This is a genomic window from Pseudomonas arcuscaelestis (assembly GCF_016881005.1).
In the GTDB taxonomy this organism is placed as follows: Bacteria; Pseudomonadota; Gammaproteobacteria; order Pseudomonadales; family Pseudomonadaceae; genus Aquipseudomonas; species Aquipseudomonas arcuscaelestis.
The window spans coordinates 36033-53007 of sequence record NZ_JACOPV010000005.1 but is presented as its reverse complement, the minus strand read 5'-3'; the positions used below and the strand labels follow the sequence as shown (position 1 = coordinate 53007).

The window sequence follows — 16975 nt, the reverse complement described above, 5'->3', positions numbered from 1 at the left end:
GCTTCGGAAATGCACTACCTAAACGAGGTCTGGTAAAAGACCGGCGCGTACTATACCTGAATTCCAAAATCGCGGGAGATTTTTTTATTCCAACACGCCTACCCCAAGCCACGGTACGACGGGCCTGGGGCGATGGGTTTGAAGACAGCTGAAACGTTTTTCTAGCGCCTGCTGCAAACACGTCTCAAGTAGCCGGGCGGATCGCTGCGATCAAGGCGTCCAGCGAGTAGCCAAGACGCGGTGCTAGCGCCGCGGCACGGGCCTGGAGCCCGGCCATGTCCAGTTCCTGATCGAGGTCGGCCGGAACGATAATAATCACATTGCCCTCCTTGACCGGCAGCTCCCAGTAGTGACGGTGATACAGCCCACGCAGCAAGGCGGCGCCCAACGGCTTGCCATCATCGCCGGCCCACTGATTGATCACCAGCCAGCCATCGGGATGCAACCGCTTCTGGCAGTCTTCGAGGAACCGCCACGCCAGATGGGCCACACCCGGCCCATGATCGGTATACAAGTCGACAAAGATCAGGTCGGCAGGCTCGGCTGAACGCAGCAACTCCATGGCATCGCCAATACGGATATACAGGCGCGGATCATCATCCAGGCCCAGATACTCGATGGCCAGGCGCGGTACATCGGGACGCAGTTCAATTGCCTCGACATCTTCCAGCGGCAGGAACTTGAGGCAGGCCTGGGTCAAGGTTCCGGCGCCCAGACCAAGAAACAGCGCGCTCTCGGGCGCGGCGTGGCACAGCGCGGCGATGAACATGGCGCGGGTATAGTCATATTCCAGCCAGCTCGGATCGGCGGTAAACACACAGCTCTGCTCGATGGCTTCACCGAATTCGAGAAACCGATAGTCCTCGACCTCCAGGACGCTGATGGTGCCGTATTGGTCCTGCACCTGGGCCAGCACCCGCTCCACCCGTTCCACTGTCATGCTGTCTCCCGGCTTGCGCCGCTGCTTCGAGCAAAACAGCCATTGTCCGTCAATGGCGCCAGTGCAACAAGGCGTGCCGCAACTGTTAACATGGCAGGCAGCCCCTTTCCGACCTGACCGAGCCCGTGATGAACCAACCCTGGAGCCCTGACAGCTGGCGCGCCCTGCCGATCCAGCAGCAACCTTCCTACCCCGACGCCGAGCACCTGCTCAAGGTCGAACAGACCTTGGCCAGTTACCCGCCGCTGGTATTCGCCGGTGAAGCCAGGGAGCTACGCCGACAGTTTGCCGAAGTCACCCAGGGCCGCGCATTTCTTCTGCAGGGCGGCGATTGCGCAGAAAGCTTCGCCGAGTTCTCGGCGGCAAAAATCCGCGACACCTTCAAGGTGCTGTTGCAAATGGCGATTGTCATGACGTTTGCCGCCGGCTGCCCGGTGGTCAAGGTCGGTCGCATGGCTGGGCAGTTTGCCAAACCGCGCTCGGCAAATGATGAAACCATCGCCGGGGTAACCCTGCCGGCCTACCGGGGCGATATCGTCAATGGCATCGGCTTCGACGAAAAAAGCCGGGTACCCGATCCGGAACGCCTGCTCCAGGCCTATCACCAGTCCACCGCCAGCTTGAACCTGCTGCGCGCCTTTGCCCAAGGTGGCTTTGCCGATCTGCACCAGGTGCACAAGTGGAACCTGGACTTCATTGCCAACTCGGCACTGGCAGAAAAGTACAGCCAATTGGCTGACCGTATCGACGAAACCCTGGCGTTCATGCGTGCCTGTGGCATGGACAGTTCGCCGCAGTTGCGTGAAACCAGCTTTTTCACCGCCCATGAAGCGCTGCTGTTGAATTACGAAGAAGCCTTCGTACGCCGTGACAGCCTGACCAACGACTACTATGACTGCTCGGCGCATATGCTTTGGATCGGCGACCGCACGCGCCAACTCGACGGTGCGCATGTGGAGTTTCTGCGCGGGGTGAATAATCCTATCGGGGTCAAGGTCGGCCCGAGCATGAACACCGAGGAATTGATTCGCCTGATCGATGTGCTCAACCCGGACAATGACCCCGGCCGCCTCAACCTGATCGTGCGCATGGGTGCCAGCAAGGTCGGCGAGCACTTGCCAGCACTGATTCGCAGCGTCGAGCGCGAAGGACGCAAGGTGCTGTGGAGCTCCGACCCGATGCACGGCAATACCATCAAGGCCAGCAGCGGCTATAAAACCCGCGATTTCGCGCAGATCCTCAGCGAGGTCAAGCAGTTCTTCCAGGTGCACCAGGCCGAGGGTAGCCATGCCGGTGGCATCCACATCGAAATGACCGGGCAGAATGTCACCGAGTGCATCGGTGGCGCCCGCCCCATTACCGAAGACGCCCTGTCAGATCGCTACCATACCCATTGCGATCCGCGCATGAACGCCGACCAGTCCCTGGAGCTGGCCTTCCTGATCGCCGAGACCCTCAAGCAAGTCCGACGCTGAAGGTGCTGTGGGCCAGTGCCGGGCGCAACCGCGCGGCGCTGGCCCGAGGGCAACCAAGCTGCAAGCGGCTCAAGCCCAGCCACCTCGCCATGTTCCACAGGCTGTCAGCCAGCGCTTGCACCCCAGCGTCATCCAGGCCCTGGACTTCCTCGTGCACCGCATGGATCGCCAGGCAGTCGCCGGCCCTATCTGCGCGCAAATCCACACGCGCGGTGATCCGTTCATGATGTAGAAACGGCAGAACGTAATAGCCATAGACCCGTTTGTGCGCCGGCGTATAAATCTCCAAGCGATAACGGAAATCGAACAGGCGCTCGGTACGTCCTCGCTCCCAGACCAACGAATCGAAGGGTGACAGCAATGCGCTGCAGGCGACTTTACGCGGCAGCCGCACAGCGCCCAGGCAATAGGCTGCCTGGGGCCAACCTTGCACGGAACAGACTTGCAGTTGCCCCTCCTCCACCAATTCGGCCACGCGAACACGGCTATCTGCCGGGCTGAGTCGATAGTAGTCGCGCAGGTCTTTTTCGGTCGCCACGCCCAAAGCAGTGGCCGCTTGCAGGAGCAACCCACGCTGTGCCTGCGCTTCGTCGAGTAACGGTTGCTGCAGCAGCGCCGCTGGCAACACCCGCTCAGGCAGATCATACAAACGCTCAAAACCACGTCGCCCGGCAACGGTGACCAGGCCCGCGGCAAACAACCATTCCAGCGCATGCTTTTCCGCGCTCCAGTCCCACCAGGGTCCGGCACGCACTTCGCGGGTGGACAGGCTACCGGCAGCTAAAGCGCCCCGAGCGGTAACGGCAGCCAGAACACGGGCAATGGTTGGCTGCTGCTCACGCCCGAACCGTGCCAGTTGCGGGTAGATACCCTGTCCTTGGCGAGCACGGTCCATGCGCCAACGGAGCATGGGATACAACGCCAGCGGCAGCAACGAAGCTTCATGGCCCCAGTATTCAAACAGTTTGCGCTGGCGCCGCTGACCCCAGGCAATCTGGTCAAGCAGCGCCTGTGGATAACTGCCCAGCCGCGAAAATATCGGTAGGTAATGCGAACGCACCAAGGCGTTCACCGAGTCGATCTGCACCACACCCAGGCGCTCCAACACCCGTTGCAGATGCGCGGCACTCACTTGTGAGCGCGGGGTGGGCCCGGCAAAGCCCTGGGCCGACAACGCCAGGCGACGCGCCTGCGCCAGCGAAAAGGATTGTGTGGTGGGCATGCCCGACTCCTTCAGAACAAGCCCACTTAAGGTAGTAGTGACGCCTGCCGGGCGCGACTCATTTTTTTAACGGGTCATCCCAGAATGGCCGCTCCACCTCTTGCAGCACGTCAACCCGGCTCATGCCGATATCGTGCAGTGCGGCATCACTCAGGCGCGCCAGTTCCATCCGTTGCCGGTGCAACTGGCGCCAGCGGGCCAACTGTTGAACGACTGCCTCAAGGGCATGGCTGAAGCCGCCAAGAGCAAAGCGCGGATGCATCAGGACAAGTGCTTTCTGACCTTTCATCGTCTTACCCTCCGTGTGGGATGACGTCAGTGTCAGCGCAGGCCTAAGATCAATCCAACGAATGTTTCTTATGCAATACATCTAGGAGATTGATGCCTTGTCCCAGTATCAGAGTATCGACTCCGACGTGCTGCGCACCTTCGTTGCCATCGCCGAACACGGTGGTTTCACCCGCGCTGGCGAAGTGGTGAACCGCACCCAGTCGGCCGTCAGCATGCAAATGAAACGGCTGGAAGAAGACATCATTCAGCGCCAGCTGTTCGAACGTGACGGCCGTCAGGTGCGCCTGACCGCCGAGGGCCAGGTACTGCTTGGCTACGCCCGGCGCATTCTCAAACTCCACGGTGAAGTGTTCAATACCCTGCGCATGCCGCACATGGTCGGCATGGTGCGCATTGGCACACCGGATGACTACGCCATGCGTTTTTTGCCCGGCATTCTTTCCAGTTTTGCCCAGGCCTATCCGCTGATCCAGGTCGAGGTTCATTGCGAAAGCTCGCGCCAACTGATGCAACGCCAAGACCTGGACATGACCATCATCACTTGCGAGCCCGGCCATGAAGTGGGTCAGTTACTGCGTCGCGAGCCTGCCGTGTGGGTTCAGGCCCAGGGTTTCTGCCCGCATGAGCACAATCCGCTGCCGCTGGCGGTTTTCAATACCGACTGCTGCTGCCGAACCTGGGCCTGCAACGCGCTGGATACGATCGAGAAGGAATACCGGATCGCCTATACCAGCGCCAGCACCCCGGCAATCATGGCGGTGGTCAGCGCCGGCCTTGCGGTCACGGCACAATTGCAGAGCCTGATTACCAGCGATCTGCGCGTGATAGGCGAGGCAGAAGGCCTGCCAGTATTGCCGACTGCCAGCATCATGCTGCTGCGCAACAACAGCAGCCAGTCACAGATGACCGACTGCATGGCCGACTACATCGTTGAAGGCTTCAGATCTTGAACGCCAACATCACCGCGCAAACCACCAGAAAGCCACAGAACAGTGAGCGCAGGACTTTTTCGGGCAGCGCGTGAGCCAGCTTGACCCCCCAACTGATGCTCAACAGCCCACCGACTGCCAGCGGGATCCCCATGCTCCACTGCACATGCTGGTGAATACCGTAGGTCAGCAGGGTTACGGCAGTACTGGGCGCCGCCAGCGCCAGTGAGAGCCCTTGGGCAACCACCTGTGTGGTACCAAATACACTGGTCAACACCGGGGTGGCCACTACCGCCCCACCGACACCAAACAATCCGCCAAGCACTCCAGCGCCTGCGCCCAGCACACCGAGCCAGGGCCATGGATAGCGCAGCTCAGTGGAAGGCTGGGTCTGGCGCATGAACATGCGAGCAAGGTTCCAGACAGCCAAGGCCACCAGGAACATGACAAAGGCAAATCGCATGGACTGGGCGTCAACGTCCACGGCCCAAATCGAACCGAGCCAGGCAAACACAAAGCTGGCAATTGCCAGCGGCAACGCGTGGCGCATCTCGATCCGGTTGCGCTGGTGATAGCGCCACAGCGCCAGCAGCACGTTGGGCACCACCATCACCAAGGCCGTACCTTGCGCCAGTTGCTGGTCGAGCCCGAACAACACACCCAGCGCCGGAATCGCAATAAGCCCGCCACCAATGCCAAACAGTCCTCCGACCGTGCCCAGTGCAGCGCCCAGCGCTATGTACATCACCCACTCAATCATTACGCCTCACCACAATTACAGTTTCACCAACCCAGTGGCCGCATGCTACCGACCTGATGCTAGCGGGGAAACGCATAGCAACGCACAATGGCTGTGCACATTACGCAAAAGCAGATCACAACGATATGAATCCAGATGCACTCACCGAGCAACTAGGCCTGTTCCTCGATGTACTGGAAAGCGGAAGTTTTTCGGCCACTGCCCGTCGCCATCCGCTGACCCCCTCCGCCGTGGCGCGACGCATCGACAATCTGGAAAGCGCAGTGGGCAGCCGCCTGTTCATACGCAGCACCCACGCTGTCCGCCCTACTCCAGCAGGTAATGCGTTTGCCGAGCGAGCCCGACGCATCGTCGAAGAGCTGCGCCTGGCGCGTGCCGAAGCGGTGTCGCTGAGCAACGCCCCGGAAGGCTTGATTCGGGTCGATGCCCCCGCGGCATTCGGGCGCCGCCATTTGGCGCCCGCTATCGCTGATTTTCTCGTGGCCTACCCAGGCCTCGATGTTCAGCTGCGCCTGATCGACAGTTTTGTCGACCTGCATGGCTCGCATCTGGGTGAGGTCGACTTGGTGTTGCGTGCCGGTCCCTTGGCAGATACCCGCCTGGTTGCGACACCGCTGGCGTACATGGTGCGCATCGCCTGCGCGAGCCCGGCCTATCTGGCTGCCCGCGGGGTTCCTGCCAGCCCCGCAGAACTGCCCGGGCACGACGGCCTGGACTGGGACGGCCTGGCCCCACCCTTCGCCTGGCGCTTTGTCGTCGATGGACAACTGCGCCTGTCCCGACCTACGCGCATGCGCATGAGCGCCAATAACGCTGAGACGCTGCTATTCGGGGCATTGGCAGGCCTTGGCATTGCCCATTTACCCACCTGGCTGATCAGCGAATACCTGCTGCGTGGCGAATTGCTGCCGCTGTTTTGCGAAAGCGGCCTGCCTGCCGCCGAGTCCAGCGGCATTTATGCCCTGCGCCTGGAACACGAAACGAACTCTCGTAGCCGTTTGTTGCTCGAATTTCTCAAGAGCCGCTTCAGCCCCGTCCCTCCTTGGGACCTGGCGCTGCAAAGCGAGCTGCACGGGTAGTCAGCGTACTCACTACCCGCGTGATAAATTCCAAGGATCTAATGAGTTAAAGGATACGCATGAACACCGACCCGAAAGCACCTGAACCCTGCCAGGAACTGCTGCTCGATAACCAGGTGTGCTTTGCCCTGCATTCGACTTCACTACTGATGACCAAGGTCTACAAGCCACTGCTGCAGAAGCTCGGGCTGACTTACCCACAGTACTTGGTGATGCTGGTGCTGTGGGAAGAAGAGGGTCTGACCGTCGGGGAAATCAGCCAGCGTCTGCTTACCGATCCTGGATCACTAACGCCGCTGCTCAAACGCCTGGAAGCTGAAGGCCTGCTCAAGCGGACCCGCAGCCGCGAAGATGAACGCGTGGTGCTGGTGCACTTGCTTGACCAGGGGCGCGCCCTGCAAACCGAGGCCAAAGCGGTTCCTCACTGCATTCTGGCCGCCAGCGGTGAAAGCATCGAGCGCTTGCAACAACTGCAGGCCGACTTGCTGGAATTGCGTGCAAACCTGCAAAAGAGCCTCTAAGCGCTAAGCTGGGAAGTGACCGCTGGTAAGTCGGTCAAAAAATTATCTTGCGCACTAAATAACTGTGCGCTAATTTAATTTTCGTCCCCACTCAGCGCTCCGGCGCAACTTTGAAAACGAGGCTCAAGATGCAAAAGGTCACTCCGCTGTACATTGCGCAAGCCAAGTCCACTGGCGGTCGCGACGGCAGCTCGCGCTCCAGCGACGGCAAACTCGAAGTCAAGCTGAGCACTCCCAAGGAGTTGGGCGGTGCGGGTGGTGAAGGCACCAATCCAGAGCAACTGTTCGCTGCCGGCTACTCGGCCTGCTTTATCGGTGCCCTTAAGTTCGTCGCCAGCCAGCAAAAAAAGGCGCTGCCAAACGATAGCTCGATTACCGCCAAAGTCGGCATTGGCCAGATCCCAGGTGGTTTTGGCCTGGACATCGACCTGCATATCGCCCTGCCAGGCTTGCAACAAGCAGATGCGCAAGCGCTGGTAGATGCCGCCCACCAGGTGTGCCCGTACTCTAACGCCACCCGCGGCAACGTTGATGTACGCCTGCACGTCACGGTCTGAAGATAAAACCCAGACGTAAAAAAACCCGGCCGAGGCCGGGTTCTTTATTCGCGCAGACGCCAGGTTTAAACCTTGGCGCGGCCCTTGTAGGAGCCACCTTCGCGGGTATCGATCTCGATCATGTCGCCGATTTCGATGAAGTCGGCAACGCTCAGTTCGGTACCGTTCTTCAGTTTGGCAGGCTTCATGACCTTGCCCGAAGTGTCGCCGCGAGCGGAACCTTCGGTGTAGTCAACCTGACGGACGATGGTGGTCGGCAGGTCAACCGAAACCAGACGCTCTTCGAAGAACACCGCTTCGCAGACGTCGGTCATGCCTTCTTCGATGAACGGCAGAACACCTTCGATGTCTTCAGCGTTCAGCTCGTACATGGTGTAGTCGGTGGTGTCCATGAACGTGTAGGTGTCGCCGTTGATGAAGGACAGGGTCGCTTCTTTACGGTCGAGGATCACGTCGTCCAGCTTGTCGTCGGCGCTGTAGACAGTTTCAGTCTTGTAGCCGGTCAGCAGGTTCTTCAGCTTGGTTTTCATGATCGCGCTGTTACGGCCCGATTTGGTGAATTCAGCTTTCTGAACCAGCCAAGGGTCGTTGTCGATACGGATCACGGTACCGGGTTTCAGCTCTTTACCAGTTTTCATTTGCTAGTTATCCGAATTTGGATGGATTTACAAAAATCGAGGCCGCATATCATAGCGAATTTCGGTAAAACTGTACCAGCGTCGTGGCGAGGTCCGGCTGAGCGGCCTGAGTGGCGCTCCAGCGCCGGGCATGCTGGTCGAGCTCACTCCAGTGTTCAAGCACCTGTTTCCACGGCTGGGCCATATCGCTGTCCATGTTCCAGGCTCGCCATAAATCCACAATTGCGCTTTTCGCTGGCGAGGAAAGCCCCTCGACGTAGTGATCCAGAAACGCCTCGAGCTTTTCCCAGTGGGCGTATTCTTCCTGAACATAGATGTGCCATAGCAGCGGACGCCCCGCCCATTGCGCTCGTACAAACGAGTCTTCACCACGCACGGCATTGAAATCGCAGCACCACAGCAGTTGATCGTATTCGTCCTGACTGACAAACGGCAGGATCTGCACGGTCAAGGCATCACGGGTGGCCACGCTGCCTACCTCCAGCTCATCCACCCCCAGCCAGGCCTTCACGTCGCCCAGCACCCGCCCTTCAGGTACCAGCAGGTGGTTGGGCCGGCTATCGGCAGCCAATGCCTCAAGCCAACTGGCCAGGCTCGAATTTTCGTAGGCAAATAGTGAAATCAGGCGGGCGCCGTCGACTGCAGTTACATTCAGACGCTGGAGAAACGCCTGGCGCGCGGAGGGATCCTGTTCGAATGCCTGGCGCCGCGCCAACAATGTGGCCTCACGCAACAGACCGCCAGTTTTTGCGCTAAAGCCGGGAAAGAAAAACACCTTGCGCAAGCCATTGGGCTGAGGGGAAGGCAAACCATGGCAGCCTTCCACCCAGCTTTCGGCACTCAGGTATTCCAGGTTCAGCCACAACGGTGGACGAGGACAGGCGAGCATTGCCTGCACATAGGCAGCCGGCAACTGACAAGCAAAGGCGCCAATAACTACATCAGCTACTGCCGTGCCCTGCCACTCAGGCAGCCAATGACAAACCTCGACCCCGCTATGCCATTGACGGGAGGCCTGGGCATCTGCCCCTGGACAGATTCGCGCGAAGGCATTCAAGTCGTCGACCCACAAGCGCACCGACAGCCCCTGTTCGGCCACCAATTGCCGGGCCAGACGCCAGGTCACGCCGATGTCGCCGAAGTTATCGACGACACAACAGAAAATGTCCCAGTCAGCTTTCATCGCTGGCCCCTTTGAAAAAAGCGCCGATTGTCCGGGTAAATCATCGCAGACAAAAGCGCACCACGGAAAAAACCCGTCGCGGCATGCCACAATGAGCACTTAAGCCATGGCCAGGAGGCCAGCATGCCCCGCCCGCGCGAATTTAAAATCACCTTGAAGCCTGTGCAACTGATCGTGTGCATTGCCTTGGGCCTATGGCTCGGAGCGGTCGCCATCACGTTGAGTATTTACCTGGCCTGGCGCCTGATCCCGGATACCGTCCAGCCCTTGATCCAGCATGCAGTTCCCCCAGCAAGTAGGCTCAACCCTGATACTGCGCCGCAACAGCAGAACCAGATGTTTGAACAGTACCAGCAGATTCTGCGCAACCAGCAGGTGCAACAGGCCCAAGACCAGGCTGAAGGCAGCCTGCGTAACCTGTCCAATCCCAAGTGTCAGTTCTGGCTCCAACAAAACCGCACGGCACCGACCGAAAAGAGCCGCGCGCTCGTCCTGGAATTCTGCAACTGACACCATGAACAAAGCCGAACTACTGCAACGCATCATCGACACCTTGACCTTCGACCTGGACGTCGCCCAGCGCGCGGCCCAGACCGCCTATGAAACGGCCACTGCCGAAGAGAACATTGCCGAAAACAAGTACGACACCCTGGGCTTGGAAGCCTCCTACCTGGCAACCGGGCAGGCCCGACGCATGGAAGAGATTCGCCAGGCACGAGCGGCGTACCAGCAATTGATGTTGCGCGATTACGACCCGGCACGTGGCATTCAAATCAGCAACCTGGTGACCCTGGAGGCCGAAAATGGCAGTTGCCAGCACTTGTTCATAGGGCCCGAAGGCGCCGGCTTGAAAATTGGCCAGGGCGAGCAGTTGGTGACCGTGATAACGCCCCGCTCGCCCTTGGGACAAAACCTGATGGGTAAGCATGAAGACGACGAAGTCAGCCTCACCCTGGCGGGTAAACAGCAGTGTTTTGTGGTGGTGAATGTCAGCTGATTACAGCCAGCAGGCTGAAGGCATTAAAGCAGTGCGCTGAACCGCTGCGCCAACCCCTGCGCAGCAAATTGCTCGATGATGAAATCGACAAACGCCCGCGTCTTGCCCGGCAGCAATTTGTGCTCGGCGTAATACAAACAAATGCTGCCGTCGTCCACATACCATTCCGGCAACACCCGAACCAGGCTACCGGCCTGAAGGTACGGCAGCGCGAACGGCATGCTCACCAGGGCCACGCCCAAGCCCTGCTGCGCCACCGCGCAGGCTGCTTCTGAGTCGCTCATAGTCATGCGCTGGCGAATGCCCAGTGGCACCTGTTCCTGCTGGCGATTGGTCAACGGCCAGGAACGCACCCGTCCGGTTTGCGGCGAGCGTATGAGGATACCGTCCAGAGCTTGCAGATCGGTCGGCTGGCGTATCGTTGGATGTTGCGCAAGGAAAGCCGGGGCCGCGACCAGAATCCGGTGAGCGGGTGTCAGTTTGCGCGCTACAACCCCCTGCGGCAGATCAAAACCGCCGCCAATTGCAGCATCGAAGCCCTGGCCGATAAGGTCAATCTGGCGGTTGTCAAAATGCCAGTCGGGACTGATTGCCGGATAACGCTGAATAAACTCGGCCAGCAACGGCACGATATACAAGCGCCCAAACACAGTGCCCATGCTGACTTTCAAGGTGCCGGCCGGTTGCCCTTCACCACTGGCAAGGTTGGCCACGGCATACTGGATTGTCTGGAAACTGCTGGCCACCTCCCGTAAAAAGCGCTGCCCGGCCTCGGTAAGAGTCAAGCGCCGGGTACTGCGCTGGAACAGCCTCACGCCCAGGCGCGCCTCCAGCCGGGCAACGTTCTTGCCCACCGCAGCGGGCGTCAGGCTCAGCCGCCGGGCCGCCTCGGCAAAGCTGCCAACCTCAGCGCTACGCACAAAGCACTCGATACTGCTGAAAGACTCCACGGCTTCTATTCCATACTTTTGGTTTACATAGACTATAGCGATTACCGGCTACTCAGAGGGTAATCTGTCGTCGATACTGAGGCCCATCCAAGGCATCCAGCCTTGTTCTTTCGGGAGCACCTCATGTCGACTCAAACTCGCCTCAACGGCAAAGTAGCCCTGATCCAGGGTGGCTCACGTGGTATTGGCGCGGCCATTGTCAAACGCCTGGCCGCCGAAGGTGCCAGTGTCGCCTTCACCTACGCCAATGCCACGGCACAGGCACAAGCGCTGCAACACAGCATCATTGCCGACGGCGGCAAGGCCTTGGCGATTCAAGCCGACAGCGCCGATGCCAACGCCGTGCAGCTCGCAGTGGCCAAAACCGTCGAGACGTTTGGCCGGCTGGACATTCTGGTCAACAACGCAGGCGTGCTGGCGGTCGCACCGCTGCTTGAGTTTGACTTGGAAGATTTCGACCGCACCTTGGCCGTCAACGTGCGCAGCGTTTTTGTCGCCAGTCAGGCGGCCGCCCGGCATATGGGCCAGGGTGGGCGCATCATCAATATCGGCAGTACCAATGCCGAGCGCATGCCATTTGCCGGTGGCGGCCCCTACGCCATGAGCAAGTCTGCCCTGGTTGGCCTAACCCGCGGCCTGGCGCGAGACCTTGGCCCCTTGGGTATTACCATCAACAACGTGCAGCCCGGGCCCGTCGATACCGAAATGAACCCGGCCAATGGCGAATTCGCCGAGAGCCTGATGGGCTACATGGCCGTGGGTCGGTACGGCACAGTGGAGGAAATCGCCAGCTTCGTTGCCTATCTTGCCAGCCCGGAAGCCGCCTACATTACCGGTGCCAGCCTGACCGTCGATGGCGGCTTCGCGGCCTGATCCCTTCAGTCGCCCTCCCGGTTCGCCAGGCTTTGCTCGATCATATCAACGAACGCCCGGGCAGCCGGCGTGGGGTTGGACGACCAGATTGCATAAAGATGGCGCTTTGGCGCATCACGTACCGCTACCGTCGCTACATCGCTGAAGCCACTGGCAATGCGCTCCGGCACCAAGCCTATGGCCAATTCGCGCTGGACGAACTTTTCCACCAGGCGAATGTTAGTCACTTCAAACTGCACGCGATGAGTCAGGCGCGCCGCGGCGAAGGCTTCATCGGTTTGTCTGCGAGCGCTGCTGCCGGCGGGAAAATCCACCAGCGGCAGATCGTGCAGATCAGACAGCGACAAGCGCGCCTGCGCAGCCAATGGATGGGCAAGCGGCAGCACCGCGACCAGTTCCTCTTCTGCGAGCAGGCGGTACTCGACACCTTGCGGAGGCTCCCCCGGCCAGATGCCGATAAAACCCACATCCAATCGCCGTTCGCGGACATCGGTAAGTAGCTGCTCGCTCTTGGCCATCAGCCAACGAATATCCACTTTCGGGTATTGCCGATGAAAGCCTGCGAGCAGATCAACCAGATCCAGTTCTGTCAGCGAAGTGATCTCGCCGATCGACAATTGTCCGCGTACCTCGCCGCAGGCTGCCGCCACATCCTCGGCTATTCGCCGGGTCGCTTCCAGTGCAGGGCGGGCGCTGCGCACAAAGGCTTCACCGGCAGGCGTCAGGCGCACCCGTCGCGAGCTACGCTCAAACAGGCTTACACCGAGGCTTTCCTCAAGCCGGGCAATCTGATGACTCAAGGCCGACTGCACCACATGGCACTGCTGCGCGGCGCGGGTGAAACTACCGGTATCGACCACCGCCAGCGCATACTCGATCTGCTTCAAGTTCATAGAACGATCTATTTTCAAGATGGATAGAATGAAAACGATACATTGGCGTCATGCTAGCGCATTTCCGATAATCTCATTTCCTAACTGCCACTGATCGAGACGGTCCATGACCACCTCCACTTCCACCTTGAGCCGCGGGCTCATCCTGCTGATGGCCACCGCCACCGGTCTGGCCGTAGCCAGCAACTACTATGCGCAGCCGTTGCTGCACAGCATCGCCGAGAATTTCGGCCTGACCACCGTTGGCGCCGGCGCCATCGTTATCGCTGCGCAACTGAGCTATGGCGCAGGCCTCCTGCTGCTCGCCCCCCTGGGCGACCTGTTCGAGCAGCGACGGTTGATCGTCAGCATGATCGCCATCAGCACCCTGGGCCTGTTGATAAGTGCTTTTTCACCGAATCTGGTCTGGCTGTTGCTGGGCACGACATTGACCGGCCTGTTTTCAGTGGTGGCCCAGATTCTGGTGCCCATGGCCGCAGGCTTGAGTGAACCGAACCAGCGCGGCCGGGCGGTTGGCACGCTGATGAGCGGCTTGCTGCTGGGCATTTTGCTTGCGCGCACAGCGGCTGGATTCATGGCTGAGCTGGGCGGCTGGCGCAGCATTTACTTGCTGGCGGCCGCCTTGATGGCTGTCTGTGCCATTGCCCTGGCGCGCGCCCTGCCTGAACGTCACCAGCATGCCGGGTTGCGTTATCCGGCGCTGATCGGTTCGGTGTTTCGCCTGTTCGTCGATGAGCCGGTTTTACGCCTGCGCTCGTTGCTCGGGCTGCTCAGCTTCAGCCTGTTTGCGTTGTTCTGGACGCCACTGGCGTTCCTGCTGGCAGCCGAACCCTACCAGTACAGCGACGCCGTGATTGGTTTGTTCGGCCTGGCCGGTGCGGCGGGTGCGCTGGCCGCCAACTGGGCAGGACGTCTGGCTGACCGCGGTAAAGGCGCGCTGGGCACCACGGTCGGATTACTCGCCCTGCTGCTGTCGTGGGTGCCCCTGGGGTTTGCCCATTCATCTCTGCTGGCGCTGTTGATCGGCGTCCTTTTGCTGGATCTGGCGGTACAACTGGTACACGTCAGCAATCAAAATGCTGTGATTGCCCTGCGTCCGGAAGCGCGTAATCGCCTGAATGCCGGCTACATCACCTGCTATTTCATGGGTGGTGCGCTGGGCTCGTTGCTCGGCACCCAGCTGTTCCAGACCTATGGCTGGAACGGTATCGTCCTCTGCGGGCTGGCGATCGGCAGCCTGGCCTTGCTGGTCTGGGCCCTGGCAGAACGTCAACGTAGCCTGCGGGCACGGACGGCTTGAGCCGCTACCCAGCGCATCAAGCCTGCTAAGATGCGCCCCCGCCTGCCGGCGCAATGCCGGCAGGCCTGACACCCAGCAGTCAACCGAAGTTACGCCGCGCAACAGCGAACAAAAGCTGGCGGCGCGCTTGCTGCCTGCTTTCAAGGAGCTTCTTGCATGACCCTGCTGCGCCCTCGCCTACCCCTGAGCCTGCTCGGTTTGAGTTTGGCCCTGCCCGCGTGTCCAAGCCTGGCCCAGGAGAGCATCACCCTGGCACCGCTGCAGGTGTCCGAGGCCTACAGCGAGGGCTATCAGGTACAGGAGGCCTCGGTTAGCGGTTTTGCCCCGGCGCCCCTGCTCGACACCCCAGCGTCAGTGGCGGTATTCAGCGAGCAATTGTTGGCGGACCGGCAGGTACGAAAGCTCAGCGAAGTGCTGCAGAGTGATGCATCCGTGGGCGAGAGTTACGCGCCGATCGGCTACTACGAAAACTTCAACGTGCGTGGCTTCGAGCTCAATGCTGCCAGCAGCTACAAGATCAATGGCCAGACCATTGCCGGTGAGCAGAACGTAGCCCTGGAGAACAAACAGCAGGTGGAGTTACTCAAGGGGCTGTCCGGCCTGCAAAGCGGCGTTGCCGAGCCCGGCGGGCTGATCAACTACGTGACCAAGCGCCCCGAAAACGTCCGTTCGCTAACCGTATCGAGCAACGATGATGGCGAGCGCTATATCGCCACCGACCTGGGCGGCTGGTTCGGCAGTGAGCGTCAGTTCGGCCTGCGCGCCAACCTGGCACACGAAGACATCCGCTCCTATGTCGACCATGCCGACGGCAAACGCGACTTTGCCGCGCTGGCCTTCGACTGGCAGATCAACCCCGACGCAGTGCTGCAACTCGATGCTGAATACCAGCAGCGCGAACAACGCTCGGTGCCGGGCTATCAACTGCTGGGCGGCACCAGCCTGCCGCACGATATTGACCCTCACGACCGCCTGGCCTACCAGCGCTGGGCCAAGCCGGTGACCATCGACTCCCTGAACCTGGGTGGGCGATTCGAGTATCGCTTCAACGATACCTGGAATGGCACGCTCAGCGCCTCACGCAGCAAAGTGGTGATCGATGATTACAGCGCCTTCGCCTGGGGATCGAGCGAGGGCGCCTACTTCAGCGGCGCCGGCGACTACGACATTTATGACTATCGCAGCCCCGACGACACCCGCCGTACCGACGAAGCGCAGGCAGCGCTCAATGGTCGTTTCGACTCCATGGGGTTAGCCCACGAGTTGACTGTCGGCGCCAGTGCGCAACGCCGCACCCTCGACCAACGCCCCTATTTCAACGAATGGCTCGGCAGCGGCAATATTTATCAGCCAACACCCGTGCTGCCACCGTCCAACAAAACCGTTGGCTCCAGCACGCGCCGCCTGGACAGTCGCCAATACGGCCTGTTTGCCAGCGACCGAATCAGCTTCAACGAACACTGGCAGACCGTGCTCGGCGCACGCCTGGTGCGGCTGGACGAAAAAACCTTCGATGAGAACGGTACCCCTGGCCGCCATACCCGCGACTACCAACTTCTGCCCAATGCTGCCGTGATCTACAAGCCACGCCCGGATATCAGCCTGTACACCAGCTACAGCAAAGGCATTTCATCCGGAGGCACAGCGCCTTGGTTCGCCACCAATATCGCCGAAATTCTTGCCCCCACTCTGTCGCACCAACTGGAAGTCGGCATCAAGCGTGACTGGCAGCGCGTGAGCCTGAGTGCAGCCTTGTTCCAACTGCGCCAGGCCTACCAGTATTCCCGCCCGGACGGCGCGGGCCACTTCACCTACGTGCAACAAGGCCAGCAAAAGAACATCGGCCTGGAACTGGGCGCCAGCGGCTGGGTCACCGAGCGCCTGCAGATCAATGCCAGCGCTGCCGCCATCCGCGCCCGGGTGAAGAACAGTGGCACCGCTGACTATGAAGATCACCAGGTGATCAACGTACCCAACTTCCGCGCAGCATTGCAGGCCGACTACAGCCTGCCGATTTCCGGCCTGGCCTTGTTGGGCGGGGCGCGCTACAGCGCCAGCAAGTACGCCAATCAGGCGGGAACAGTGGAAGTGGGCAGCTATGCCGTGTTCGACCTCGGCAGCCGCTATACGACAAAGTTAGGTGGCTACGACACAACGCTGCGGCTGATGGTCGATAACGTTTTCGACAAGCGCTACTGGCGTGATGCCGGTGAATACCTGGGCGATGCCTACCTGTTTCAAGGCGCACCAAGAACAGCGCGGCTCTCCGCATCGGTGAACTTCTAAACGTCCTACTATTCCCCGCGTATACAAACTGCCGGTAGGCGCGGGTTAGCCAGGTAACCGGCAGCACAGCGGTTGCAGCCT

The 16975-nt window shown here is 60.3% G+C and carries 18 protein-coding genes; 10 read left to right on the top strand and 8 right to left on the bottom strand.

The window, feature by feature from the left end; all coding sequences use genetic code 11:
• Nucleotides 1-184 precede the first annotated feature (184 nt).
• Nucleotides 185-940 carry a spermidine synthase gene (locus H8F21_RS08725; protein ID WP_203584234.1) on the bottom strand — a complete coding sequence of 252 codons (756 nt, stop codon included), beginning with the start codon at nt 938-940 and terminating at the stop codon, nt 185-187.
• Nucleotides 941-1068: 128 nt separating this feature from the next.
• On the opposite strand from H8F21_RS08725, the gene H8F21_RS08720 reads away from it, so the two are divergent.
• Nucleotides 1069-2415: a class II 3-deoxy-7-phosphoheptulonate synthase gene (locus tag H8F21_RS08720; protein ID WP_203479185.1), complete on the top strand. Its 1347-nt coding sequence runs from the start codon at nt 1069-1071 to the stop codon at nt 2413-2415.
• Here the strand turns inward: H8F21_RS08720 and H8F21_RS08715 are convergent.
• Both H8F21_RS08715 and H8F21_RS08710 read right to left on the bottom strand, forming a co-directional pair.
• Nucleotides 2396-3637: a winged helix-turn-helix domain-containing protein gene (locus tag H8F21_RS08715; RefSeq protein WP_203584233.1), complete on the bottom strand. Its 1242-nt coding sequence runs from the start codon at nt 3635-3637 to the stop codon at nt 2396-2398. The two genes, H8F21_RS08720 and H8F21_RS08715, sit on opposite strands and share 20 nt — an antisense overlap.
• A gap of 58 nt (nt 3638-3695) precedes the next feature.
• Nucleotides 3696-3926: a DUF1127 domain-containing protein gene (locus H8F21_RS08710; RefSeq protein WP_236042951.1), complete on the bottom strand. Its 231-nt coding sequence runs from the start codon at nt 3924-3926 to the stop codon at nt 3696-3698.
• A 97-nt stretch (nt 3927-4023) separates the two neighbouring features.
• Here H8F21_RS08710 and H8F21_RS08705 point away from each other — a divergent pair, with 97 nt between their 5' ends.
• The gene (locus H8F21_RS08705) at nt 4024-4878 is read left to right on the top strand and encodes a LysR family transcriptional regulator (RefSeq protein ID WP_203542945.1); all 855 of its coding nucleotides are present in this window, start codon (nt 4024-4026) and stop codon (nt 4876-4878) included.
• On the opposite strand, the gene H8F21_RS08700 is transcribed toward H8F21_RS08705, so the two are convergent.
• Nucleotides 4868-5617, bottom strand: coding sequence for a sulfite exporter TauE/SafE family protein (locus H8F21_RS08700; protein ID WP_203479189.1), 750 nt, complete (start codon nt 5615-5617; stop codon nt 4868-4870). The genes H8F21_RS08705 and H8F21_RS08700 overlap by 11 nt on opposite strands.
• A 125-nt stretch (nt 5618-5742) precedes the next feature.
• On the opposite strand from H8F21_RS08700, the gene H8F21_RS08695 reads away from it, so the two are divergent.
• The 3 genes from H8F21_RS08695 (at nt 5743) to H8F21_RS08685 (ending at nt 7774) form a co-directional block, all read left to right on the top strand.
• Nucleotides 5743-6696 (top strand): LysR family transcriptional regulator, encoded by a 954-nt coding sequence (locus tag H8F21_RS08695; RefSeq protein WP_203479190.1) that lies wholly within the window; start codon nt 5743-5745, stop codon nt 6694-6696.
• A gap of 59 nt (nt 6697-6755) precedes the next feature.
• Nucleotides 6756-7217 (top strand): MarR family winged helix-turn-helix transcriptional regulator, encoded by a 462-nt coding sequence (locus tag H8F21_RS08690; RefSeq protein ID WP_203479191.1) that lies wholly within the window; start codon nt 6756-6758, stop codon nt 7215-7217.
• A gap of 128 nt (nt 7218-7345) precedes the next feature.
• Nucleotides 7346-7774 (top strand): organic hydroperoxide resistance protein, encoded by a 429-nt coding sequence (locus tag H8F21_RS08685; RefSeq protein WP_203479192.1) that lies wholly within the window; start codon nt 7346-7348, stop codon nt 7772-7774.
• 65 nt (nt 7775-7839) lie between these two features.
• Here H8F21_RS08685 and H8F21_RS08680 read toward each other — a convergent pair whose 3' ends face one another.
• Together H8F21_RS08680 and earP are read right to left on the bottom strand one after the other, a co-directional pair.
• Complete coding sequence (locus H8F21_RS08680; RefSeq protein WP_136475136.1) at nt 7840-8412, bottom strand: elongation factor P; 573 nt, start codon at nt 8410-8412, stop codon at nt 7840-7842.
• Nucleotides 8413-8461: 49 nt separating this feature from the next.
• Complete coding sequence (gene earP, locus H8F21_RS08675; RefSeq protein ID WP_203584232.1) at nt 8462-9595, bottom strand: elongation factor P maturation arginine rhamnosyltransferase EarP; 1134 nt, start codon at nt 9593-9595, stop codon at nt 8462-8464.
• A gap of 123 nt (nt 9596-9718) precedes the next feature.
• Between earP and H8F21_RS08670 the strand changes: the two genes are divergently transcribed.
• Complete coding sequence (locus H8F21_RS08670; RefSeq protein WP_203584231.1) at nt 9719-10105, top strand: hypothetical protein; 387 nt, start codon at nt 9719-9721, stop codon at nt 10103-10105.
• A 4-nt stretch (nt 10106-10109) separates the two neighbouring features.
• The gene (locus tag H8F21_RS08665; protein ID WP_203479195.1) at nt 10110-10592 is read left to right on the top strand and encodes a GreA/GreB family elongation factor; all 483 of its coding nucleotides are present in this window, start codon (nt 10110-10112) and stop codon (nt 10590-10592) included.
• 23 nt (nt 10593-10615) lie between these two features.
• On the opposite strand, the gene H8F21_RS08660 is transcribed toward H8F21_RS08665, so the two are convergent.
• Complete coding sequence (locus tag H8F21_RS08660; RefSeq protein WP_203584230.1) at nt 10616-11542, bottom strand: LysR family transcriptional regulator; 927 nt, start codon at nt 11540-11542, stop codon at nt 10616-10618.
• A gap of 123 nt (nt 11543-11665) precedes the next feature.
• Between H8F21_RS08660 and H8F21_RS08655 the strand changes: the two genes are divergently transcribed.
• On the top strand, nt 11666-12415 hold the full coding sequence (locus H8F21_RS08655; RefSeq protein ID WP_203584229.1) for a 3-oxoacyl-ACP reductase family protein: 750 nt from the start codon (nt 11666-11668) through the stop codon (nt 12413-12415).
• A 5-nt stretch (nt 12416-12420) separates the two neighbouring features.
• Here H8F21_RS08655 and H8F21_RS08650 read toward each other — a convergent pair whose 3' ends face one another.
• A complete protein-coding gene (locus H8F21_RS08650; RefSeq protein ID WP_203479198.1) occupies nt 12421-13308 on the bottom strand; it encodes a LysR family transcriptional regulator in 888 nt (295 codons plus the stop codon).
• 106 nt (nt 13309-13414) lie between these two features.
• On the opposite strand from H8F21_RS08650, the gene H8F21_RS08645 reads away from it, so the two are divergent.
• Nucleotides 13415-14608 (top strand): MFS transporter, encoded by a 1194-nt coding sequence (locus H8F21_RS08645; protein ID WP_203584228.1) that lies wholly within the window; start codon nt 13415-13417, stop codon nt 14606-14608.
• A gap of 156 nt (nt 14609-14764) precedes the next feature.
• A complete protein-coding gene (locus tag H8F21_RS08640; RefSeq protein WP_203584227.1) occupies nt 14765-16894 on the top strand; it encodes a TonB-dependent siderophore receptor in 2130 nt (709 codons plus the stop codon).
• Nucleotides 16895-16975 lie beyond the last annotated feature (81 nt).